Genomic DNA, 23146 nt, shown 5'->3' on the forward strand with positions numbered 1-23146 from the left:
CGTGCGCGTACTGTTCTGTCTACTGAGGCCCTGTTTGCTGGGACTGTGCCTGCTGGCCCCGAATACTCAGGCCGCAAGCGTCGAATGGCCGCAATGGGAACGCTTCAAGAATGCGCTGATCAGCGATGACGGTCGCGTGATCGATGTCTCCGATGAGCGCAGGATCACTACGTCGGAAGGCCAATCCTATGCGCTGTTCTTCGCCCTGGTGGCCAACGATCAAGACACCTTCGAGCGAGTGCTTGCCTGGACTCAGAACAATCTGGCCGAGAGTGACCTGGGTGCCAGGTTGCCTGCCTGGCTATGGGGATACGACGAGAGCGAGGATCGCTGGGACGTGCTGGATACCAACAGTGCCTCGGATGCGGACTTGTGGATTGCCTACGCCTTGCTGGAAGCCGGGGATCTATGGCAGCGCCGGGATTATCAGGTACTGGGAACGCGTCTGGCACGCCTGATTGCCGAGCGGGAAGTTGCCGATCTCACGGGTTTTGGCCCCATGCTGCTACCCGGCAACCACGGCTTCGCGGACCCGCCCCGCTGGCGCGTCAATCCAAGCTATGTGCCGCCCCAACTGCTCAATCGCCTGAGTGCATTGGGCGCCCCCTGGCCCGAGGTCGCCGAAAACGTGCCGGACTTGCTCAAGGGCACGGCGCCCCAAGGATTGGCACCGGATTGGGCCGCCTGGCGCGCTGGCGAGGGCTGGCAAGCCGACCCGATGCATGGCGCCGAAGGCGATTACGACGCCATCCGGGTCTATCTATGGCTGGGCATGCTGGCCGAGGACGCCCCCGGGCGTGAGGCATTACTGGTGCATTTCGCGCCCATGGCGCTGCTGACCAAACGTCTTGGTGCGCCCCCGGAAAGCGTCGATGCCCAGAGCGGCGAGTATGAAAATCTCGGCAATGCCAGCTTCTCCGCTGCGTTATTGCCTTTTCTAGCGGATACCCCTTTTCTTGAGGAGCAGCGACAGCGTCTGCTCGAGAATCCCCCTGCACAAGACGCCTATTACGCTCAGGTACTGACCCTCTTTGGGCTGGGCTGGGACCAGGAGCGTTACCGTTTTGCCAGTGATGGCACTCTACAACCCGAATGGAGTTCACCGTGAAGCCGACCCGTTCCCATTGGCCTCTTTCCTTATGCTTGCTGGCTAGCGGGGTGATCGCACCGCCCCTGCATGCCCAGACCGATGTGACGCCCATTCCCAATGAAAACAGGCCCAATGGAAATCAAACCAATGGCACTGGCGCCGTGTCTCCGGAAGCATGGCTGCTGCAGCAGCTGCGTCTGGGCGAGGCGCGGCAAAACGATGTATTGGTGAAGCAGGCCCTCGAGCGGTTGAAGACCACTGCGCCAGACGACCCGCGCGTCCTTCAAGCCGAAGTTCGCAAGGCCGTACGGGAAGACGATCTCGAAGAAGCGCAGCGTCTGGTAGAGCGCCTGGCGGAAGAAGCTCCGAACAGCGAGGCCTATCGCCTGGCCCGGCTCAATCTTGCCTTGACCGAACCCGAGCAGCGCAGTGCCTTGAGCAAGGCCCGGCTGCTCGCGACCACGGGGCAGGCGGAACAGGCCAAGACCATCTACGACGACGTACTGGCCGAAGGGCTGCCAACGCTGCCTCTGGCGCTGGAGTACTGGCAGATGGTCGCCCAATTGCCCAATGGCACGCCTCGGGCCATCGACGAGCTGCAGGCCCTGGATGAGCGCTATCCGCAAAGTCCGGAACTGCGATTTACCCTGGCCCGCTTCCTGTTCAGCGAGGATCGCAATGAAGAAGCTTTCATGCGCCTGGAGCAACTCGCCGACAACCCCTACTCGCGCAAGGATGCCGCTCGACAGTGGCGGGATGCCTTGCGTGAGATGGAGGCAAGCGAGCAGAGCGTGGCCGGTTGGGAGCGGTTTCTCACGGTTTTCGGCGACACGGATTACGCCGAGGAAGCGCAGCAGACCCTGACACGCCATCGCGATCTACTGGCAGATCCCAACTACCAGGCCCGTCTGCGCGGTCTGGCGCGTAATGAAACCGAGGGCGGTGAAGCAGGCGAGGCCGACATTCAGCGCGCACTGGCGGCATACCCCGATGATATCGAGCTTCTTGGCGTACTGGGGACCATCCGTCTGCGTCAAGGTCGTCACGACGAGGCGCTGGCCCTGTTTCGCCGCGGTGAGCAACTCGATGACAGCCCTTATGCCCGTGATAAATGGAGCAATCTGATTGCCACCGCTACCTACTGGCAACAGATCAAGCAAGGTGATGAAGCGCTGGCCAACGGGAACGATCGGCGTGCCGAACAGGCTTTCGAGCTGGCTCAGCAACAGATCGCCAAGGCCAACGAGGCCTGGCTAGGGCTCGGTGATGTTGCCCGTTATCGCGACAATCGCGATAGCGCCGAGCGCGCCTATCGTCAGGCGCTGCGCCTCGAACCCGGTTACACCACCGCTCTGGAACGCCTGGCTTCGCTCTACGCTGAAGAATCTCCCCAGGCGGGGCTCGATTTCATCGATAGTCTGCCACCGAATCAACAGATGGCGCTGGAAGACACCCGGCGACGTTTGCAGGTCGCTCTGCTGCGTGCGGAAGGCGAAGAGCTGGCTGCTCAGTCGCGCTGGTACGAGGCCAGCGGACGCTTCGCCCGGGCCAGAAAACTTGCACCGGGTGATGTCTGGGTCACCTATGCCTTGGCCAATACTCTCACCGCTCAAAACCGGCAGGCCAGCGCCGACCAGGCCTTCCGCGAACTTTTCAATCAGCTGGACACGCCGGAAGAACGTGCCCAGGGTCGCTATGCCCAGGCACTCTATCTTTCCAGTGACGACCGAGAAATTCTGGCTCTCGACGCCCTGGAGCGCATCCCACAAGATCAGCGAGACGATAGCATCCAGAGTCTTCAGGTACGTCTTGAGCGCAGCCAACTGCTGGCCCGAGCCGAACAGCGCCGGGCTCAAGGCAACGAGTCCAGCGCCATCGCCATGCTGCAAAGTGCCCCTGCTCACGCCGAAGTCACTCTGCGCCTGGGGGACTGGGCTCTGGAGCGCAACGACGACGCCAAGGCAGACACCTATTATCGTCGCGCCCTGGAACTCGATCCCGACAGTAACGCCGCCCGCCTTGGGCTGGTCGATACGGCCCTGGCCCAAGGCGACCGGGTGGCGGCTCGACGTCAACTCGAGACGATCGACCCTCCCCAGGATGCCCTCAATGCACGGCGGCGCCAGGTCAATGCCTGGGCAGCCCTGGGGGAAACGCAGCGCGCCCAGAACATGATGGATGAGCTGCTGGCGGACGAAGAAGCGTCCAAGGATGCCCTGACCTTGCGGGATGCAGGTCGCCTGGCTCAGGCCCGGGGGCAATCGAACCAGGCACTACAACGCTATCGTCAGGCCATGGTGGCTGCGGAACTGGGCGACCGGGAGACGCTGGAGGGCAACGCCGCCTTCACGCGTCAGACCCGCGCCCTGCCGGGGGACGACTGGCTGGTGTCCAGCCTGCGCTCCTCCGCCGCCGAGGTCTATCGATCCCAGAACACGCGGGTGCGCTACGGCCATCAGCGCGATCATGAAAGCGGCACTTCCGGAGTATCCGAGCTGACGTCAGACATAGATATGCTCGAAATCGATACTCCGCTGGCAGGAGGACGCGGGCTTTTGCGGGTCGATCGGGTGCGGCTCGATGCGGGGCGTCTGGATCGTGAGATCGGCGGTTTCAATCGTGACACCTTCGGCACCTGTGCCGTAGCCGGCTGTAATGACGACTTCAAGCAGCAGCAGACCGGGGTGAGCGTAGGCGTCGGCTGGTACAACGAAACCTGGCGGGTGGACATCGGCACCACGCCGATGGGTTTCGAAGTCACCGATGTGGTCGGTGGCGTTACCTATAGCGGCGACGCGGGGCCATTGTGGTTTGATGCCACGGTCTCCCGACGCGCCCTGGACGACTCCATACTGGCCTATGCCGGGGTTGAGGATCCGCGTACCGGTACTACCTGGGGCGGGGTTCGCGCCACCGGGGGCAGCATCGGACTGGGCTATGATCAGGGGGGCCCCTGGGGTGTATGGTCGAAGTTCGGCGCCCATCATCTTGATGGCAAGAACGTCAAGGACAATACTCGCGTACGGGCCATGGGGGGTGTCTATCGCAAGCTGATCAATCGTCCCGACGAGCGCTTGAGCGTCGGGGTCAGCACCATGTACATGCATTACGACAAGGAGCTCGGCGGCTATACCCTGGGCCAAGGGGGATATTACAGCCCTCAGCAGTATATTTCCCTGGCGCTGCCGGTGACCTATGCCCGCCGCACCGAAGACTGGTCCTGGGAGATTGGCGCCTCGATCTCACAATCCTGGACCGACAGCGACGATAGCAAGCGCTACCCTCTGGGCGGCAGTGACGTAGCCTCGCTCGCGGATGCCAACGCCACCCGCTCCGGCGGTTCCGGGGGCGATTTCGGCTATGGAGTGCGTGGCCAGATCGAGCGCCGGCTGGGGGACCACTGGTCGGCAAGTGCAGGCTTCGCGGTACAAGAAGCCGAAGACTATTCGCCGAACATGATCAACCTGACCCTGCGCTACAACTTCGAGGGCTGGCAGGGCGAGCTTGATCTGCCCACATCGGCACTATCGCCTTACGCGGATTTCGATTGATCGCCTCACAATGACGCAAGCTGCGTCACGCACTAGACTGAAGAGTGGGATAGGCCATTGTGCCTGTCCTGCTTCTAGAGAGGAGTAGACGCTCATGAAATTTCCCGCCAAGGCCGCAACCGGCCCCGAGTGTCCTGAATGTGGTTGCAAGGAAAAGCGCTTTCCTCCCGGCCGTGAAGGCCAATACCATGTCTTTTGTGAGAAATGCAATTATGACTTCGGTCGTTTCGATAGCCTAGCCAACAACTTCAACCACATTCTCGACGATTTGGAACGCAAACTGGGTGTCAGCCATGCCCCGGTAGACGAGCAAGGCAACCCCACCCACAAGCAGTAATCGCAACACGAAAAAATCCGCAACCTGCCTGGTTGCGGATTTTTTTGATCTAGCAAAGGAAGCCTAGTGAAACCTAGTTTAGCCACACCCGCGCATTACGAAACAACCGCATCCAGGCACCATCTTGCGTCCATTCCTGGGGCCGCCAGGAGTTGGTCACCGCCCGGGCGACCCGTTCCGGATGCGGCATCATCACCGTGACCCGGCCATCCGGGGTGGTCAGCCCGGTGATACCCGCCGGCGAGCCGTTGGGATTGGCCGGGTAGCGGGTCGTCGCCTGGCCGTAATTGTCCACGTAGCGCAGTGCAATCTGGCCGCCGCTTTGCATACGGCGAAGATGCGCGCTGTCGCGGAACTCGGCCCGCCCTTCCCCATGAGCCACCGCAATCGGCAAGCGCGACCCCTCCATCCCCGCCAACAGGATCGACGGGCTCTTCTCGATCTGAACCATGGAGAGACGTGCCTCGAACTGCTCGGATTCGTTGCGCAGAAAGTGCGGCCAGTTCTCGGCGCCGGGAATCAGCTCCCGGAGCTGGGAGAGCATCTGACAGCCATTGCATACCCCTAGCGCAAAATTGTCATCCCGGGCAAAGAACTCGGCAAACTGCTCTCTCGCCCGGGAATTGAACAGCACCGACTTGGCCCAGCCGCCCCCGGCTCCCAGCACGTCACCAAAGGAGAAACCGCCGCAGGCCACCAGTCCCTTGAAGTCCTCCAGCGACTGACCTCGGGTAAGGATATCGCTCATGTGAACGTCGATGGTTTCGAAGCCGGCCTTGTCGAAGGCCGCCGCCATCTCCACATGGCCGTTGACCCCCTGCTCCCGCAGAATCGCCAGACGCGGCCGAGTCGTGTTGATAAAAAGCGCGGCAACGTTCTCGTCCACATCGAAGGTGGGCGTGGCGGAGAGCCCCGGATCGCGCAGATCGAGCAGATCGTCGAACTCGGACTTGGCACAGTCGGGATTGTCTCTCAGTGCCTGCAGGCGGTAGCTGGTTTCGGCCCAGGTACGCTGAGCCAGGCTGCGGGTGGTTTCGAGCAAGGGGTGTTCGAACAGTGTCACGCGAATCTGATCGTCGTAACGCGGTCGGGCAATGACACCGCAGGTATCGATGCCCGCCGCGGCGAACTGGGCCAGTACGAACTCGGTATCCTGACGATTGACCTGTATAACCGCCCCCAGCTCCTCGGCGAACAGCGCATTCGCCGCCTCGAAGGCATCGTCGATCAGCCAGTCGAGCTTGATCTCGAGCCCGCCACGCGCAGCAAAGGCCATTTCCAGCAAGGTAACCAATAGCCCACCATCGCTGCGGTCGTGATAGGCCAGCAATTTCTCGTCCGCGTTCAGACCCTGAATGACGCTGAAGAAGGCTTTCAAATCTTCCGGCTCGTCCAGATCGGGGCACAGGTTGCCCACTTGCCCATAGACCTGGGCCAGGGCTGAGCCCCCCAGACGATGCTGGCCGTTCCCCAGATCGATCAGGATCAGATCGCTTTCATCCTGGTCCAGACGTATCTGCGGGGTCAGGGTCTTGAGCGCGTCCGTCACCGGGGCGAATCCGGTCACGTTCAACGATAACGGCGAGGTGACCGCCTTATGCTCGACATTACCCTTCCCGGTCCCATCGCCTTCTTGCCAGGCGGTGCGCATGGACATGGAGTCCTTGCCCACGGGAATGGCAATACCCAGCGCCGGACACAGCTCCATGCCCACCGCGTGTACCGCGTCAAACAGCGCCTGATTTTCACCGGGATGATCCGCGGCACTCATCCAGTTGGCGGAGAGTTTGACGTCACCGAGTTTGGCAATGGGCGCCGCCGCCAGGTTGGTGATCGCCTCGGCCACGGCCAGGCGAGCGCTTGCCGCCGGATCAATCAGCGCCACCGGCGGGCGTTCGCCAAGCGCCATGGCCTCGCCGGCATGAGTATCGAAGCTTGCCGTGGTGACCGCCACATCCGCTACCGGCACCTGCCAGGGCCCGACCATCTGATCCCGAGCCACCTGGCCGGTGATGGAACGATCGCCAATGGTGATCAAAAAGCTTTTCGAGGCCACCGCCGGCAGGCGCAGCACTCGATCCAGCGCCTCGCGCAGGTCTAGATTGTCGAAATCCGCCCCGGGAACGTCCAGGCTACGGCGCTTGAACTCGCGCTGCATTTTCGGCGGTTTGCCGAACAGCACGCTCATGGGGAGATCGATTGGCGTCGTGGCGAAATGGTCGTCATGCACTGTCAGATGATGGGCTTCGATGGCCTCACCGACTATCGCATAGGGGCAGCGTTCCCGGGCGCACAGGGCCTCAAAGGTATCGACGTCCTCCGGGGCCACCGCCAGCACATAGCGCTCCTGGGCTTCGCTGCACCAGATTTCAAGCGGGCTCATGCCGGGCTCTGCATTGGGCACGGCGCGAAGCTCGAATCGCCCTCCGCGCCCGCCATCCTTGACCAGCTCCGGCAAGGCATTGGAGAGCCCGCCAGCACCGACATCGTGGATGAAGCAAATAGGGTTGCGCTCCCCCAGCCCCCAGCAGCGATCGATGACTTCCTGGGCACGACGCTCCATCTCCGGGTTGTCTCGCTGCACCGAAGCAAAGTCGAGATCCGCACTGGAACGCCCGGAGGCCATGCTCGAGGCCGCCCCGCCCCCAAGGCCGATCAACATGGCCGGCCCGCCCATTACGACCAGCTTGGCGCCAACGGGAATCTCGCCTTTCAGTACATGGCCTTCGCGGATGTTGCCGTACCCCCCGGCCAGCATGATCGGCTTGTGGTAGCCGCGCCGTTCGATGCCATCGACGCCGACGATATCCTGCTCGTAGCTGCGAAAATAACCGGCCAGATTGGGTCGGCCGAACTCATTGTTGAAGGCCGCACCGCCGATGGGCCCCTCCAGCATGATCTCCAGGGCTGATTTGATGCGCTCGGGCTTGCCGTAGTCGAAGGCTTCCCAGGGCTGCACGAACTCAGGGATACGCAGATTGGAAACGGCGAAGCCGGTCAGTCCCGCCTTGGGCTTGCCGCCGGTGCCGGTCGCGCCCTCATCGCGAATTTCACCGCCGGCGCCGGTGGCCGTTCCGGGAAACGGTGCGATGGCGGTAGGGTGATTATGGGTCTCCACCTTCATCAGGATATGAATCGGTTCCTGGTGGGTCGTGTAGCGGGCCTGCTCTCCATGGGTAAGCGGGGTTGGGAAAAAACGCCCGGCAGTGGAGCCCTCGATGACCGCGGCGTTATCGCTGTAGGCGGAAAGAATACCGTCACCGGCGCACTCATGGGTGTGTTTGATCATCTTGAAAAGCGAACGCGGTTGCGCTTGCCCATCGATGACCCAGTCCGCATTGAATATCTTGTGCCGGCAGTGCTCGGAGTTGGCTTGGGCGAACATCATCAGTTCGACGTCGCTGGGGTTGCGCCCCAGCTCCTGGAAGGCCGCCAGCAGATAGTCGATCTCGTCTTCTGCCAGGGCCAGGCCCAATTCATCATTGGCGATCGCCAGGGCGGCGCGGCCACCCCCCAGGATATCCACCTGCCCCAGCGGCGCGGGTGCCTGATGGGAAAAGAGCTTGATCGCATCCGAGGCGTTGGTCAGGACCGACTCGGTCATGCGGTCGTGCAGCGTGGCGATGATGGTATTGAAAGCTTCCTCGCTCAGCCTCCCCCGCAAACGCACCTTATAGGTGATGCCCCGCTCGATCCGCCGGACTTGATTCAGGCCGCAATTGCGGGCGATATCCGTGGCCTTGGACGACCAGGGCGATTGAGTACCCAGGCGCGGCACGGCTAGAAACAGATGACTGTAGGAAGCGCTGTCGCTCTCTTCGCGACGAGTACCGTAATCAAGCAAGCTTTCGAGCATGTTGCGAGCCTCGGCTGTCAACTCGCCTGCGTGATCGATGAAATGGGCGTAGTCAGCGTCGAAAGAGTCCACCTCAGGAACCCGATCACGCAGGGCGGCCAGCAGTTTGGCATGACGGAAAGCGGAAAAGGCGCGGGCGCCTCGCAGTTCGAGCATCTCGGAAAAGCCTCTGCACAAAGCCTGAATGGGGCCGCGAGCGGCGGCAGCGAAGGGCCATATGATACTGGAAAGCAGGGGCTGCGAGAAATCCATCGACTCAGCCGACATGACAGCAACTCGGGTGATCGGTATGGTACTGATTCCTTACTGTCGATCATGCTCCATGTACAAGGTTATAGCCCAGCACCCGCGCTGGTGGACAATTCCGTTACTGATCGTTCTACTGACACTGGTCACAGACAGCACTCGAAAAGGAGCCGATCCCCTGCTGGACGAAATTCGCAGCCGGGATTTTCTTCAGGTAGTCACTCGGGACACGCCGGCCACCTATTATCAGGGCCGCCAGGGGCCGACCGGCTTCGAGTTCGAGTTATTGCGTCGTTTTGCCGATCATCTGGGGGTGAGCCTGGCCATCGATACCGCGGATGGTATCGACAGCGTTCTGACGACCCTGCGTCAAGGGGATGCGGATATGGGCGCTGCGGCCTTGCCCATGGGACCGCTTCCTCCCGGCGTTCATTACAGCCGGCCAATACTCGATCTTCAGCCATTGGTGGTCTATCGGCGCGATCTGCCGGTGGTCCGGGAGCCCGAAGATCTGATCGGACTCAAGGTGGGCGCAATAGGCGGCTCCGGCCCCAGGGCGGCACTACTCGAACTGCAGTCAGACCTGCCGAAGCTTGGCTGGCAGGAGTCCGTCGATCTCGAGGTGGCCGATCTCCTGCACATGATCGAACGGCAGGAACTCGATGCGGCGGTGATTTACCAGCACCAGTTCAAGCTCAATCGTCTGTTCTATCCTGGCGTCGAAGACGCCTTTACTCTGGGCAAACCCATGAGCCTGGTGTGGGCGCTGCCCTCCGGCAACGGGCTTGGTCTGCTGCAGGAAGCCAATCGCTTTCTCGACGAACTGCGTGACCAGGGCGTTCTCGATGCCTTGATCGAGCGCTATTTCGGCCACGATGACTATCTTGAGTACGTCGGCGCTCGGCTGTTCATTCGCCATGCACAAAAACGCCTGCCTCAGTACGAAAGCGCTTTCAAGGAAGCCGCCCGAAAGACCGGGTTCGACTGGAAGTTGCTGGCGGCGCTTGGCTATCAGGAGTCTCACTGGAAGCCCAAGGCCACCTCTCCGACGGGAGTGCGCGGACTGATGATGCTGACGGAATCCACTGCCAAGCAGGTAGGGGTCGCAAACCGGCTCGATCCACTGCAAAGCATCGACGGTGGTGCGCGCTATCTGCTTAGCGTAAAGAAACGTCTGCAGCCCCAGATAAAGGAGCCGGATCGCACCTGGATGGCGCTTGCGGCCTACAATGTCGGCCTGGGGCATGTGTTCGATGCCCAGAAGATCGCCGAGATCCGCGGCGGCGATCCTTATCGCTGGGAAAACGTGCGCGAGGCGCTGCCGCTATTACAGCAGAAGCAGTGGTACTCGAAAGGCCGTTATGGCTATGCCCGGGGCGGTGAGCCGGTGATCTATGTGCGCAACATCCGGCGCTATTTCGAGATTCTCAACTACGTCAATCGAAGCCAGCAGGAGTTCTACCAGCTCAATCGGCGCGCCCCGAGCGACGTGGAAAAGCATCAACTATTCGATATCGTACCGCCGGTACTCTGATCGCGTCGTTGCTCGAAAAACGTCTGCAGCAATTGCTTCGAGCGCGATGCCAATATACCGCTTGCGACCGTCACTCGATGATTGTGCCAGGGCTGATCAATGAGATTGGCGCGGGACTCGACCATCCCGGCTCGCGGCTCCGTTGCCGCATAGACCAGTCTTGCCAGGCGCGCATGAATGATCGCACCGCTGCACATCATGCAGGGCTCCAGGGTCACGTAGAGCGTACAGTCATCGAGGCGATAGTTGCCAAGGCGCAGCGCGGCGTCTCGCAGCGCCTGAATTTCGGCATGGGCGCTGGGATCGTGACTCGCAATAGGCGCGTTGTAGCCGCTGCCTATGATCTCGCCGCGAGGGTCCACCAGTACCGCTCCCACGGGCACTTCGCCGGCACTTAGTGCCTCCCGGGCCTGATCCAGTGCTCGGTGCATGTAAAATTCATCACTGCGCATGGTATCGCTCTCTATTATCCTGCAAGCCAGTATGCCGCAGCCCCGATACTGCGGCCATTCGATAGATTCAATCAAAGAGACACCGACATGACCGATGCGTTAGATACCCTCGTTGCCCTGCTAAGGCTCGAAACCCTCGAGGAAAACCTGTTCCGGGGCCATAGCCAGGACCTGGGCTTTCCCCAGCTGTTCGGGGGCCAGGTACTGGGACAGGCCCTTTCCGCGGCAAGTCAGACGGTGGACCCGATACGCCGCGTGCACTCGCTGCATGGGTACTTTCTGCGACCCGGCGACGCCAAGCGCCCGGTAATCTACCAGGTCGATCGTGTGCGGGACGGCGGCAGTTTTACCACTCGGCGCATCAGCGCCGTTCAAAACGGCAAGACGATCTTCTTTTGCAGCGCCTCGTTTCAGGGCGAGGAAGAAGGCCTGTCTCATCAGTCGACGATGCCCGAAGCGGCCCGTCCCGATGAGTTGATGGCCTCGGGTATCAAGGTGATGAACTTCAAGAGTCATCCCATCGAGTTTCTGCACTTTCCCGACGATGAAGCGGTCGCTCGCAAGCGCCTGTGGTTTCGTCTGGCCGGCGAACTCCCGGATGATGCGATTCTCAATCGCTATCTGCTTGCCTATAGCTCCGATTTCAATCTGCTGACCTCAAGCCTGGTGCCCCACGGCATCAAGTTCGGCGATCCCAAGTTGCAGATCGCAAGCCTCGACCACTCCCTGTGGTTTCATCGAGACGTCAAGGTCAACGACTGGCTGCTGTACGAGATGGACAGCCCCTGGGCCGGCGACGCCCGAGGGTTCACTCGGGGCAGCATCTACGATCAGCAGGGCCGGCTGGTGGCCTCCAGCGCCCAGGAAGGACTGATCCGACTGCGTGAGTGAGGGCTCGCTCCCAAGCGGTGCATTGGGCTCCCCTTTCTGACTACGGTTTATCGCTGGGGGCGCCTGCATCGCATTTCACGCACTCGAGTTCGAACCCCAGCATGGAAACTCGACCCTGTACGGTGGTGACCCAAGGCCGGACCACCCAGGGCGGCGTGTGACGCACATGCTGGAAATGGCCGCAGGTCAGCTCCGCCACCCAGTGATCCTCTTCATCCTTGTGGTAGCCGGTGATGGGTTGTTTCATTCTCTAATATTCCAGGTGCGCATAGCTCTTTCCTCCCAACCTACTTCTACCATGCTAGCGCTCATCAGGCTGCAGAATCTAATATTAGAAACTATGATTGATTGAGGCGGATTGCATGAAGCTCTATGCCTATCTTTTGCACAGCACACTTTCACGAAGTCCATGGAAAAGGAAAGCTCCAATGAACAAACCTCTTGCGATGTTCACCGTATCGGCCTTGGCCCTGAGCTTGGCAGCCCCAATCAACGCGGCGAACACGGATACCATCAAGCGCGATACGCTAAAGGATTTGCAGCGGACCTACGCGGATGCCTCTTTCGAGAGCTTCGATGACTTTCTTCAGCAAGTGCAGGACAAAACCGATAACGACACGTTAAAAAGTGCCATCGATCGCTATCGTCAGGATGAAACCCTCGAAGGCAACGACTTCATCAACGTCTATCGCCTGCTGGGGCTCTACACGCGCCTGCACTACGGTGATGAAGTGGTCGACCTGCTGAGCGACATGGTCGCAGTCAAGACCGGCAAGCAGGGCGACACCCCGCAGCACGAAAATCCGGGAATCGCCGAATTCGGCGAACTGGTGAGGAGCAAGGCCGAAGATTTCGGACTCGAGTTCAACAACGTGGACAATCGCATCTTCGAGGTGACGCTTCCCGGCAGCACCGATGAAGCCTTCGGCATCCTGACTCACAGCGATACCGTGCCTGCCAACCCGCAGGACTGGGTGCTCGACGACGGCACCCAGCTCGACCCGTTCACTACCACGATCAAGGATGGCAATATCTACGGCCGGGGCACCGAGGACGACAAGGCCTCCATCGCCGCGTCCCTCTATGCCATGAAGGCCATCGAGGAGAACGACGTTCCCCTCAAGCGCAGCATTCGGCTGATGATCGAAACCACGGAAGAGACCGGCGGCGAAGGCTTCGAGTACTACAAGCAGCAAACCGACCTGCCCGCCTATAACATCGTGCTGGACAGCGGTTACCCGGCGGTCACCGCGGAGAAAGGCTTCGGCACCATCGATACCTACTTCCCCATGACCGAAGCCAATGGCGACGGACCGGTCATTACCAAGATCACCGGCGGACTGGCCACCAACCAGATCCCCTCCAACTCCATCGCCACCATCGAAAGCGACGATCCCAAAATGCTGAGCCAAACGCTTCAGGCTCAAGGCCAGGCTTACGCAGAAGATAACGGCGGCGATTTCGAGGTGACTACTGAAGTGATGGACGATACCGTCACCCTGACGGTCAAGGGCCAGTCCGCCCACTCCTCCCGGCCGCAATCCGGCGTCAATCCAGTGCCGCGTATGGCCGGGATGCTGGTCAATTCCGACGTGGATTTCCAGCAGAACCAGTACACCCGAGCCATTCACTACATCGACGACAACTACGGCCTGGACTTCAAGGGCGAGAAGTTGGGCGTCGGCTATGACCACGACTTCATGGGGCCCTTGACCCTCACTCCGACCTATCTGGAAGAGCAGGAGGGCAAACTGCGGGTCGCGGTCAACGTGCGGGCCCCCAAGGGCGAACGGTCCGTAGAGGAACTTGCCCAGAGCATCAATGACAAGCTTGCGACCTATGCACAGCAAAACGACCTGGACATGAACGTGGATATCGAGATCAGCGACTGGATGCTGCGCGACCCCCAAGGCGAGTGGCTCAAGACCCTGCTCAACATCTTCGGCGATACCACCGGCCAGAAGGCCGAGCCCATCGCCTCCGCAGGCAGCACCACCGCCAAGCTGCTACCCAACGCCATCAACTTCGGCCCTTCCATGCCGGGCGAGGAGTACACTGGCCATACCGCCAACGAGTTCAAGAAGATGGACAACCTGATGCTGGACATTCAGATGTTCACGGAAATGCTGGCCCGTATCGGCAATCAGGAAACCCTCGACTAAAATGCGTCGTGGTCTCCGTCTATAACCTCGGCACGGCGCAAAAAGCGCTGTGCCGTTTTTTCATGCTTGATAAGATGCGCTTATCAGTAACGTACTACAGGAACACGACATGGGCAGGGCCTTTCAGAACCGCAAGGAATCCATGGCCAAGACGGCCGACGCCAAGACCAAGGTGTACAGCAAATACGGCCGCGAGATTTACGTGTGCGCTAAAACCGGCGGCACCGATCCTACAGGCAATCTGACCCTGCGCGGCTTGATCGATCGCGCCAAGAAGGACCAGGTGCCCTCTCACGTCATCGACAAGGCACTCGACAAGGCTGCCGGTGCCGGCGGCGAGGATTTTTCACCCGCCCGCTACGAAGGCTTCGGCCCTGGCAGCTGCATGGTGATCGTCGACTGCCTGACGGACAACCCCAACCGCACCTTCGGCGACGTGCGGGGCTGTTTCACCAAGACCAAGAGCAAGATCGGCACGCCGGGCAGCGTCAGCCACTTATTCGATCACTGCGCGATTTTCGTCTTTGCCGGCAGCGACGAAGACGCCACCCTCGAAGCATTGATGGAAGCGGACGTGGATGTCACGGACATCGAGAACGAAGACGGCAAGCTGACCGTGTTCGCTCCCCACACGGAATACGCCAAGACCAAGCAAGCGCTGATCGACGCCTTCGGCGAGATCGACTTCGACACCGACGAGATCCAGTTCGTCCCCCAAACCGTCACGCCGATTGAAGGTGACGACGTGGCCATGTTCGAGAAACTTCTCGACATGCTCAACGATCTGGACGACGTGCAGAACGTCTACCACAACGCCGAGGTATAACGTCTCGAAGTGGCGACTGCCTATTTCGATCCAAACTCGGCCTCGGCGCAATTGGGGTCGGTATCCTGATAGGAAGGCAGCGCCTGTACCCGCTGCCACCACTCGGCAAAACCGGGCACGTCGAATACCTTCTCGGCATCCGGTGTCGAACTGACCTGATAGCAGATCGGTGCCAGGAAGAAATCCGCCAGACTGCGCTCATCTCCGGCGATGAAGTCGGAGCCACCGCGAATCGCCATGATCTCCGCCAGCACCCGCTTCGAGTTCTCGATGCCCTTCTCATAGTCCTCATCGCTTACCGGGCCGAACAGGTCCGGAAAAAGATGATAGGCGGTCACGGTGCCAATCACATTGGCATAGCCGTAGGCATCGACCAGGTTGATCGCCATATCCATGCGGGCGCGATCCTTGATACTTTCCGGCGTAAAGGAAGGCCCAGGCAGCGCCGCATCGAGATAGCGCACGATGGCACTGGTTTCGAGTATTCGCAGACCGTCGTGTTCCATCACCGGCACCTTGCCGAAGGGATGACGCTTCAAATGCTCGGGCGAATGCGGATCGCCTTTCAGCACGTTGAGCGGTACCTGCTCGTAGTCCGCTTCTTTTTCCGCCAGCAGCATGCGCACGGTGCGCACATAGGTGCTGTGATTGAACCCATACAAAACGGGTTTAGTCATGAAACTCTCCTTAGCTGAATGACATTACGTCTCCAGTAGAACAACACCATGAGACAAGTGCCTGGTGCAGGATGGGTCGCTACTCAGCTTGGTCAGGGCGATCCGTCTGAGACCGCACTTTCTCCTGTGTCGCTCCTCGCTTTCCTTCCTCCTGTACAACTCCCTGCACTTTCCAGCGCGGCGGCGGCGGGCCTTCATGAGGCGCGGGCCAGCCTTCACGCTGGGCGCCACGATCCCCGTCCGTGGCCTCGGTCTGGTCATGAAACAGCTGAACGGTGGTGTCGTAGGGCATGTCGATGCGCGCCTCGTCCAGGGCCAGTTTGATGGCCTTGATGACCCGGGCATGCACATGAACCATGTCGGCGCGACGGCTATGGCTCCACCAGCGCACCCGGATCGTCACCCAGCTGGCAGCAAGATCCCAGGGTAGCGCCTCCGGCGCCGGATCGCTTTCGACGCCGTCTACCTTCGCCACCGCCTGGCGTAGCACGTCACAGGCCTCGTCCATGCCATCGCCGTAACCGATGCCGATATCATACTGACTGCGGCGCTTCTCGTAGGCGGTCTTGACCTGTACCGCGTTGGTGTAAATATCGCTGTTGGGAACCACAATACGCTGATTGTCGTAAGTTCTGATGATAGTGGCCCGAGTTTCAATACGCTCGACGGTGCCTTCATAACCGTTGACCTCGACCTGATCGTCGATATTGAAGGGCTGACGCAGCAATATAAGCAGCCCCGCCATCCAGTTCTGCAGGATATCCTTGAAGGCGAAACCGATTGCCACGGAACTGACGCCCAATCCCGCAAACAGATCACCGGGCTTCAAGGTGGGAATCACGATGGTCGCGGCAAACAGAAACCCCACCAGCACGATCACCCATTTGATGAATCCACCCAGCACGTCGCCCAGATTGGCGCGCTGCCTGCGTACCGACTGACGGCGAATGAGTCGGCGTACGAGTAGACCTAACGCGTAAAATAGCGCCAGCAATACGATCGCCACCACAATATTGGGCAGCAGACGAATGGCGCCATCGACCCAGCTGTCGATACGCTCAAAGGACGTACCGAAGTCCAGATCGACTTCCTGAGGTATATCTTGCTTTTGCCCCGCGCTCATCCTAGAAACGCCCGATAGGCCTCCAGTGCATCCTCCACCCCGGCTTCCAGAAAACGCCGGCCATGGTCGACGCAGGCCAGGGACGGCGCCGATCCCATGCGGCCATCCGGAAAGCGCTGACGGAAAGTCATGGCATCGCACTGGGCGCTGCCGCCGGGAGCAATATGCGGCGCCATGGCCACGTCCTTGACCGCTTCAGGATGCGCCGCCCAGGACAGCGATACTTCTGATGGCGTGGCGTGGCCGCCTTCCGCATCGCCATACAGCTCCTTGGCAATTTCGCGCCCGCGGCGCCCGGTGAACCAGCTGTACAGTGACAGCTGCAGTTCGTCATTCGACGATCCGCCCGAACTGCGCTGGGACAGGCTTTGTTCAGAAAGGATTTCGGCAAAGGCCGCGCTTATCGTTGCGATATTGCCGCCGTGGCCATTGAGAAAGAACACATGGGTGAAACCGTGACGTATCAGGGAATCCACGGTGTCTTTCAGCACCGCCATCAACGTACTGGGGCGCAGGCTGATTGAGCCCGGAAAAGCCAGATGATGCTGGGCCATACCCAGATTCTGGGTTGGCCCGATCAAGACGTCATGGCTCTCGCCCAAGGCCCAGGCAATCGCTTCCGGGCAGATCGCATCGGTGCCTATCAAACCGTTGGGCCCGTGCTGTTCTGTCGAGCCGACGGGAATGATGATACCCGTGGAGCGCTGAAGATAGGCCTCCACTTCCTGCCAGGTGGCCAGTTGCAGCCGCATGATTCAACTCCCTTTCGTATTCATCTGGTTGGCGGGAGTCTTGGCGCGCTTCAACTCCTGCTCGCTGAGTATTTTCGGAGTGACGATGCACTTGCCGGACTGTCCATCAAAAAAAGGCGTTCGTTTATAGCTGCCATCGAGACGCGCCTTTGCAATCATGCCCGCCGCCTGGGCGCCACCGCCTATTAGACCCTGGGACGAAGGCTTGGGCTCGCACAAGGCGTTTTTGGTGAACACCCGCATGCGCACTGGGCCAAAAGTGTCATTCAAAGAGCCAGGTTCATATCTCAGGCACGTATGAACCACGCCCACAAAAGGCATGTTGTAGTTTGACGGCGTATTCGCGATGGTTGTGTTGCAACAACTGGCATACCAGCGCAGCAGCCCTTTCGGGGTCAAACGCAGGCAGGCCAGATTCTCGATGCCTTCGCTAAAGGTCAGATTGTCTGGCGTGGTTTGGATGAGTTCGGTGCCACCGTTGGTGTCGAGGGTCTCATTTTCCTGGCCTAGAAACCGGGGAAATGCCTGACAGTCCGTACAATAGCAAACGCTGTGAATGTAGTTCTTGATGGGCCCTAGCGTCCCTTTGAGCTTACCGCATCGACACTCGATGGCATGAGTCATGATTGCTGTCCTTTGCAAAATTCAAACGAAGCCTAGTCTATTTTACGTGGCTCTACCGTCACTGCCGCTCACTCGCCAGATGACGTTGCCCACGTCGTCCGCTACCAGCAAACCGCCCTCTCGATCGATGGCCACACTTACCGGCCTGCCTTGCGCCTTATCATCCGCATCGATGAATCCGGTCAGCACATCGACTGGCTCGCCAGCAGGCCTGCCGTTCTCGAAAGGCACGAAGATCACCTTGTAGCCACTGCGGGGCTTGCGATTCCAGGAGCCGTGCTGGCCGACGAACATGCCATTGCTGAACTGCTCCGGCAGACTATTGCCCTCCGCTGCGCTCAACCCCAACGACGCGGTATGTGGTCCGAGAGCGTAATCCGGCACGATGGCGCTGGCGACAAGAACCGGTTCTTGCGACTCGACCCGCTCGTCCACGTGCTGTCCGAAATAGCTAAACGGCCAGCCGTAGAAACCGCCGTCTTTCACTGCGGTCATGTAATCCGGCACCAGGTCGCTGCCGAGCGCGTCTCGTTCGTTGACCGCCACCCATAGCGCACCGCTCTTGGGCTGCCAGGCCATGCCCACCGGGTTGCGCAGCCCCGAGGCAAATACGCGATGCTCACCGGTCTCGGGATCGATTTCCCAGATGGCCGCACGGCCTTCTTCACTTTCCAGTCCGTTCTCGCCCACATTGCTGTTGGACCCCACACCGACATAGAGCTTGCTGCCATCCGGGCTAGCGATCAGGCTCTTGGTCCAGTGGTGATTGATCGGCCCGGCAGGCAGGTCGACGATCTTCTCGCCGGTAGCGGTGATTTGGGTCTGGCCTTCTTGATAGGGAAAGCGCACCACCGCATCCGTATTAGCCACGAAAAAGTCATTCTCTACCAAGGCCATGCCAAAAGGCGAATACAAACCCTCGAGAAAGACCGAGCGCTGATCCGCCACGCCATCCGCGTCGGTATCTCTCAGCAGGGTAATACGATTGGCGCTTTCGCCCCCGGCACCGGCGCGTTTCATGAACCAGCCCATGATCCAGGCCTGGATGCCGCCTCCTTCTTTCGGAGGCCGGTTGGTCTCCGCCACCAGCACATCGCCGTTGGGCAGCACGTAGAGCCAGCGCGGATGATCGAGTCCATCGGCAAATGCTTTCACCTCGACCCCTTCGATGGCCTCCGGCTTGGCGCCGGATGGCCAGCCCACGGCCGGGGCAATATTCACCGTTGGTATCAATGTCTCGTTGGGCTCGGGTAGCTGTGGATTGGGCCCAGTGCCGGCGGATACCGGCAACTTAGCCGTTTCGCTACAGCCCGCCAGAGTGAATGCAAAAACCCCGAAGGCAATCAAACGCAAGAAAATCATGGTGGCATCCATTCCCGACAGGCAGTGGCTATTGTTGTAGCACCAAAATCAGTGTCGGCCAAAATCATCGATCCTGCACAAGAGACTGCAGCTTCTCGAAGACCTTTGAATCCTGGCGCAGGCCGTCGTGCTCGAACTCGTTGGTGAGCCAATAGGTCAGGTTCTCGACCGCTTCGGCGGTTTGCAGCGACAGCTCTACATCCACGTACATGTCATCGAAGTAGATGACGGCGGCTACCGGCACACTATTGTTAGCCAACCGCGCCGGATCATAAAAAGGCCTAGGCAGCGGCTTGTGGGCAAGCACCTCGACCGCTTCCTTGAAAGGCCTTAGCACGCTTATCTCCTCGAACATCCAGGGATAGATCATTTCGCCGGTGAGATAGAGCGGACGATGATCTTCGGCAAACTCAGGGTGTTGCTGTCGCTCGCGCTCGGCGGCCCAGGCGCCGTGTGCATTCGGCGAGGCGTAAATATTCTCGTGCAGAGCGGCAAACAGCGGGTTCTCATCAAAGCCCGTCAGTACCATCACCTCCAGCAAGAAGTGATGGTTCAATGCACTTTGTCGCTCATCGACGAAAGCCTCTTCGATCAGCCAGTGCAGCCGCTCCGCCCCATTCCCCATGCCGATCATGAGCCCAAGGGACTGGAAACGACGGACGGTGAGGACGTCCCCGTTGGGTAAACGAGGCTGATGGACTTGAATATAATCAGCGATAGCGTTGAGCTTTTGCGCGTCCTGGGGAAAGCGCGCGTAGTAGGCCCGCATCTTCTTTGCAACCTGAGCGTAGGTGCGTTGATAGACCTCGTCCGGGTTGGGGGAAAGGCTCGGTAGTCCCCCGGCGATATAGCATTTCACCAGGCCTTCCGGCGCATGGGAAAGATAGCTCAGGGTCAGAAAGCCGCCGTAGCTTTGCCCTAGGGTTTCCCAGCACGCGCCCTGATAGGCATTTTTCCTGATGTGCTCCAGATCCGCGACGATGGCGTGGGCATCGAAGTGAGCAAGATAGTCCGCGGCCGCCTGGGCATCCTTCATCGCGTTCATGGTTGCACCGGTAATTCGACTGCTTCGACCGGTGCCGCGCTGATCCGGCAGTATGACGCGATACTTCTTTACGGCGTCCAATAACCAGCCGGGGCCGCTCGATGTCGGCCTGGGAGATTTTCCCCCAGGCCCGCCTTGAAGAAACACCAGCAGCGGAAGCTGAGCCTCTTTTTGCGCCGGACCACACACCTCCCGAAAGAAGACGGAGATCGTTCTGCCATCATCCGGATGCATCCAGTCCAGCGGCACCTCCAGGCAACGGTCGGTGACGTGCAGTCCCACAAGACGATAGTCGTCAATTTCCATGGTGAAGCGCTCCTTCGCTACTGCAGCTCATTGATCCGATTTATAAGGACTACAGTGCCTTTTGGTAAAACAGCAGTTGCTTGCCGGTTTCCTGGGTTTGATCGATGTCTTTCCAGTGAAAGGTGGCCATCGTATCGGGTATCGGGCGATAACCAAAATACCGCCAAATACTGTCCAACGGCTGATAACCTACCGGTCGCAATGGATGATCCTCCGGGCGCTGCACCGCACAAAAGACACTTATCCGTTTACCAAGACGACGCGCATGAGCCTCACGCTCGTCGAAAAAGGCCCGGTACAGCCCTCGCCCGCGGTACTCGGGCAATAGCGTGGATTCGGCACAGTAAAAGATCGATTCGATATCCCAGCCGGCATCGACCAGAGGCTGACGAAATTCTTCGGTCTCATCCACCATCGCAAGCCCCGTGGAGGCGCCCACCACGCGCTCACCGTCCAGCGCCAGCACGCAGATCGAGGTATCGGTTTCGGTATAGGTGCGAAGATAAATCTGTTCGTAATCCCGGGAGCCGTCATAGAGATAAGGAAAATCGCGAAACACGCTTATGCGCAGATCCGCGACCGCCGTCAACCAGGGCGCCAGCTCATTTCCCTTCACGACCCGTGTGCGCAACGTGTCTTTCACTCGCTCTTCCTCTCAAACTTCGGGCTTACTTCGGATTCTCAACAAACACTAGCAACAAAAAGGCCCGCTCACCTTGCGGTGAACAGGCCTGAGGCTTGCCCGAGTGAAACGCGATCAGCCTTCCTTCACGGCTTTCTCGATGCGCTCACCGATATCCTTGTCGATATTCTTCCAGTATTCGAATACGCGGGAGAGCACGGGCTCTTTCACACCATCCTTGATATGACCCGCCACGTTGTTGACCAGCCGCTCGCGGGCGGCATCGTCCATCACCTTGTTGACAAGCTGATTGGCCTGGCCAAAATCATCGTCGTCCTCGCGCAAGGTATAGGCGGCACGTACCATTTCGCCATCCGCATACCAGGTGGTGTCTTCCGGGTAACGTTCCGGGTCGGCAGCCGGGCCGCCTTTGCTGTTGGGCGCGTAGACAGGGTCGGAGACCTTGTTGATGCGCATCTCACCATCCTTGGAGTAACTGTGTACCGGGGCGACGGGCGCATTCACCGGAATCTGCTTGTAGTTGGCCCCCAGACGCGCACGGTGAGCGTCGGCATAGGAGAAGCCGCGGGCCAACAGCATCTTGTCCGGCGACAGCCCGATACCCGGTACCAGACTGTTGGGTTCGAAGGCGGCCTGCTCGATCTCGGCGTGGTTATCCGTGGGGTTGCGATCCAAGGTCATCTTGCCGACCGTGATCAGCGGATAGTCATCGTGGGGCCAGACCTTGGTCAGATCGAAGGGGTTGAGCCGATAGGTCTTGGCCTCCTCAAACGGCATGATCTGCACCTGCATGGTCCAGCTCGGATAATTGCCATCCGCAATTGCTCCGAACAGATCCCGCATGTGGTAGTCGCCGTCCTCGCCGGCCAGCCGATCCGCCTCTTCCTGTGTCAGGCACTCGATGCCCTGGTCGGTCTTGAAGTGATACTTGACCCAGAAGCGCTCGCCTTGGGCATTCACCCACATATAAGTGTGGCTGGTGTAGCCGTTCATGTGGCGCCAGCTCTTGGGAATACCGCGATCTCCCATCAGCCAGGTGACCTGGTGGGCAGACTCCGGCGATAGGGTCCAGAAGTCCCACTGCATGTCGTGGTCGCGCAGATTGCTGTCGGCACGCCGCTTCTGGGAGCGAATGAAATGCTGAAACTTCAAAGGATCACGAATGAAGAAGACGGGCGTGTTATTCCCCACCATGTCGTAGTTGCCTTCGCTTGTATAGAACTTCAGCGAAAAGCCGCGCGGATCGCGCCAGGTATCCGGGCTGCCGCGTTCACCGGCTACTGTAGAGAAACGCGCCAGCATGTCGGTCTTGGTGCCCGGCTGGAACACCGCCGCCTTGGTGTACTGGCTGACGTCCTCGGTTACCTCGAATCGACCAAAGGCACCGCTGCCCTTGGCATGGGGCTGACGCTCAGGAATACGCTCACGATTGAACTGCGCCATCTGCTCGATGAGATAGTGATCGTGCAGCACGATGGGGCCATCCGGGCCAACGGTCAGTGAGTGCTCGTCGCTCGAAACCGGAATACCGGCATCCGTGGTGGTGGGCTTGCGATTGTCATTTGCCATAAAATCATCTCCTTGATATGCACGTGACAACGAAGGCCACGTTCACTCTATCGCTAACAATCATGTCCATCCGTTCAGCTTGTTGACGCCGTCAGCTGAA

Annotated in this window: 18 protein-coding genes; 7 read left to right on the plus strand and 11 right to left on the minus strand. The window is 59.8% G+C overall.

The window, feature by feature from the left end; translation table 11 throughout:
• The first annotated feature begins 1 nt into the window (after nt 1).
• The 3 genes from bcsZ (at nt 2) to H7850_RS07620 (ending at nt 4978) form a co-directional block, all read left to right on the plus strand.
• Nucleotides 2-1108: a cellulose synthase complex periplasmic endoglucanase BcsZ gene (bcsZ, locus tag H7850_RS07610; protein WP_227368923.1), complete on the plus strand. Its 1107-nt coding sequence runs from the start codon at nt 2-4 to the stop codon at nt 1106-1108.
• The gene (gene bcsC / locus H7850_RS07615) at nt 1105-4641 is read left to right on the plus strand and encodes a cellulose synthase complex outer membrane protein BcsC (RefSeq protein WP_227368924.1); all 3537 of its coding nucleotides are present in this window, start codon (nt 1105-1107) and stop codon (nt 4639-4641) included. The genes bcsZ and bcsC overlap by 4 nt, the downstream gene beginning before the upstream one ends.
• 94 nt (nt 4642-4735) lie before the next feature.
• Nucleotides 4736-4978: a hypothetical protein gene (locus H7850_RS07620; RefSeq protein WP_227368925.1), complete on the plus strand. Its 243-nt coding sequence runs from the start codon at nt 4736-4738 to the stop codon at nt 4976-4978.
• Nucleotides 4979-5051: 73 nt separating this feature from the next.
• On the opposite strand, the gene purL is transcribed toward H7850_RS07620, so the two are convergent.
• Nucleotides 5052-8990: a phosphoribosylformylglycinamidine synthase gene (purL, locus tag H7850_RS07625; protein WP_227369172.1), complete on the minus strand. Its 3939-nt coding sequence runs from the start codon at nt 8988-8990 to the stop codon at nt 5052-5054.
• A gap of 166 nt (nt 8991-9156) precedes the next feature.
• On the opposite strand from purL, the gene mltF reads away from it, so the two are divergent.
• A complete protein-coding gene (gene mltF / locus H7850_RS07630) occupies nt 9157-10614 on the plus strand; it encodes a membrane-bound lytic murein transglycosylase MltF (RefSeq protein WP_227368926.1) in 1458 nt (485 codons plus the stop codon).
• Here mltF and tadA read toward each other — a convergent pair.
• Nucleotides 10581-11066 carry a tRNA adenosine(34) deaminase TadA gene (gene tadA / locus H7850_RS07635; RefSeq protein ID WP_227368927.1) on the minus strand — a complete coding sequence of 162 codons (486 nt, stop codon included), beginning with the start codon at nt 11064-11066 and terminating at the stop codon, nt 10581-10583. The two genes, mltF and tadA, sit on opposite strands and share 34 nt — an antisense overlap.
• 87 nt (nt 11067-11153) lie before the next feature.
• Between tadA and H7850_RS07640 the strand changes: the two genes are divergently transcribed.
• Entirely contained in the window at nt 11154-11957 is an 804-nt protein-coding gene (locus tag H7850_RS07640) for an acyl-CoA thioesterase (protein WP_227368928.1), read from the plus strand.
• Between the two features lie 40 nt (nt 11958-11997).
• Here the strand turns inward: H7850_RS07640 and H7850_RS07645 are convergent, their stop codons facing one another.
• The gene (locus H7850_RS07645; RefSeq protein ID WP_227368929.1) at nt 11998-12204 is read right to left on the minus strand and encodes a DUF3565 domain-containing protein; all 207 of its coding nucleotides are present in this window, start codon (nt 12202-12204) and stop codon (nt 11998-12000) included.
• Nucleotides 12205-12385: 181 nt separating this feature from the next.
• Here H7850_RS07645 and H7850_RS07650 point away from each other — a divergent pair, with 181 nt between their 5' ends.
• Both H7850_RS07650 and H7850_RS07655 read left to right on the plus strand, forming a co-directional pair.
• Entirely contained in the window at nt 12386-14119 is a 1734-nt protein-coding gene (locus H7850_RS07650) for a dipeptidase (protein WP_227368930.1), read from the plus strand.
• A gap of 109 nt (nt 14120-14228) precedes the next feature.
• Complete coding sequence (locus tag H7850_RS07655; RefSeq protein ID WP_227368931.1) at nt 14229-14945, plus strand: YebC/PmpR family DNA-binding transcriptional regulator; 717 nt, start codon at nt 14229-14231, stop codon at nt 14943-14945.
• Between the two features lie 20 nt (nt 14946-14965).
• On the opposite strand, the gene H7850_RS07660 is transcribed toward H7850_RS07655, so the two are convergent.
• The 8 genes from H7850_RS07660 to H7850_RS07695 form a co-directional block, all read right to left on the minus strand.
• Complete coding sequence (locus tag H7850_RS07660) at nt 14966-15622, minus strand: glutathione S-transferase family protein (RefSeq protein WP_227368932.1); 657 nt, start codon at nt 15620-15622, stop codon at nt 14966-14968.
• Nucleotides 15623-15701: 79 nt separating this feature from the next.
• Nucleotides 15702-16745 carry a mechanosensitive ion channel family protein gene (locus tag H7850_RS07665; RefSeq protein WP_227368933.1) on the minus strand — a complete coding sequence of 348 codons (1044 nt, stop codon included), beginning with the start codon at nt 16743-16745 and terminating at the stop codon, nt 15702-15704.
• Nucleotides 16742-17497 (minus strand): creatininase family protein, encoded by a 756-nt coding sequence (locus H7850_RS07670; protein WP_227368934.1) that lies wholly within the window; start codon nt 17495-17497, stop codon nt 16742-16744. Before H7850_RS07670 ends, H7850_RS07665 begins: the two co-directional genes overlap by 4 nt.
• A 3-nt stretch (nt 17498-17500) precedes the next feature.
• Complete coding sequence (locus H7850_RS07675; protein ID WP_227368935.1) at nt 17501-18121, minus strand: DUF6151 family protein; 621 nt, start codon at nt 18119-18121, stop codon at nt 17501-17503.
• Nucleotides 18122-18163: 42 nt separating this feature from the next.
• Nucleotides 18164-19483 carry a PQQ-dependent sugar dehydrogenase gene (locus H7850_RS07680; RefSeq protein WP_227368936.1) on the minus strand — a complete coding sequence of 440 codons (1320 nt, stop codon included), beginning with the start codon at nt 19481-19483 and terminating at the stop codon, nt 18164-18166.
• A 64-nt stretch (nt 19484-19547) separates the two neighbouring features.
• Nucleotides 19548-20834: an alpha/beta hydrolase family protein gene (locus tag H7850_RS07685; protein WP_227368937.1), complete on the minus strand. Its 1287-nt coding sequence runs from the start codon at nt 20832-20834 to the stop codon at nt 19548-19550.
• Between the two features lie 49 nt (nt 20835-20883).
• Nucleotides 20884-21477, minus strand: a complete 594-nt coding sequence (locus tag H7850_RS07690; protein WP_227368938.1) for a GNAT family N-acetyltransferase — start codon at nt 21475-21477, stop codon at nt 20884-20886.
• A gap of 114 nt (nt 21478-21591) precedes the next feature.
• Nucleotides 21592-23046, minus strand: a complete 1455-nt coding sequence (locus tag H7850_RS07695; protein ID WP_227368939.1) for a catalase — start codon at nt 23044-23046, stop codon at nt 21592-21594.
• Nucleotides 23047-23146 lie beyond the last annotated feature (100 nt).

The sequence above is a fragment of the Halomonas sp. M20 genome, from assembly GCF_020622265.1.
GTDB lineage: Bacteria > Pseudomonadota > Gammaproteobacteria > Pseudomonadales > Halomonadaceae > Modicisalibacter.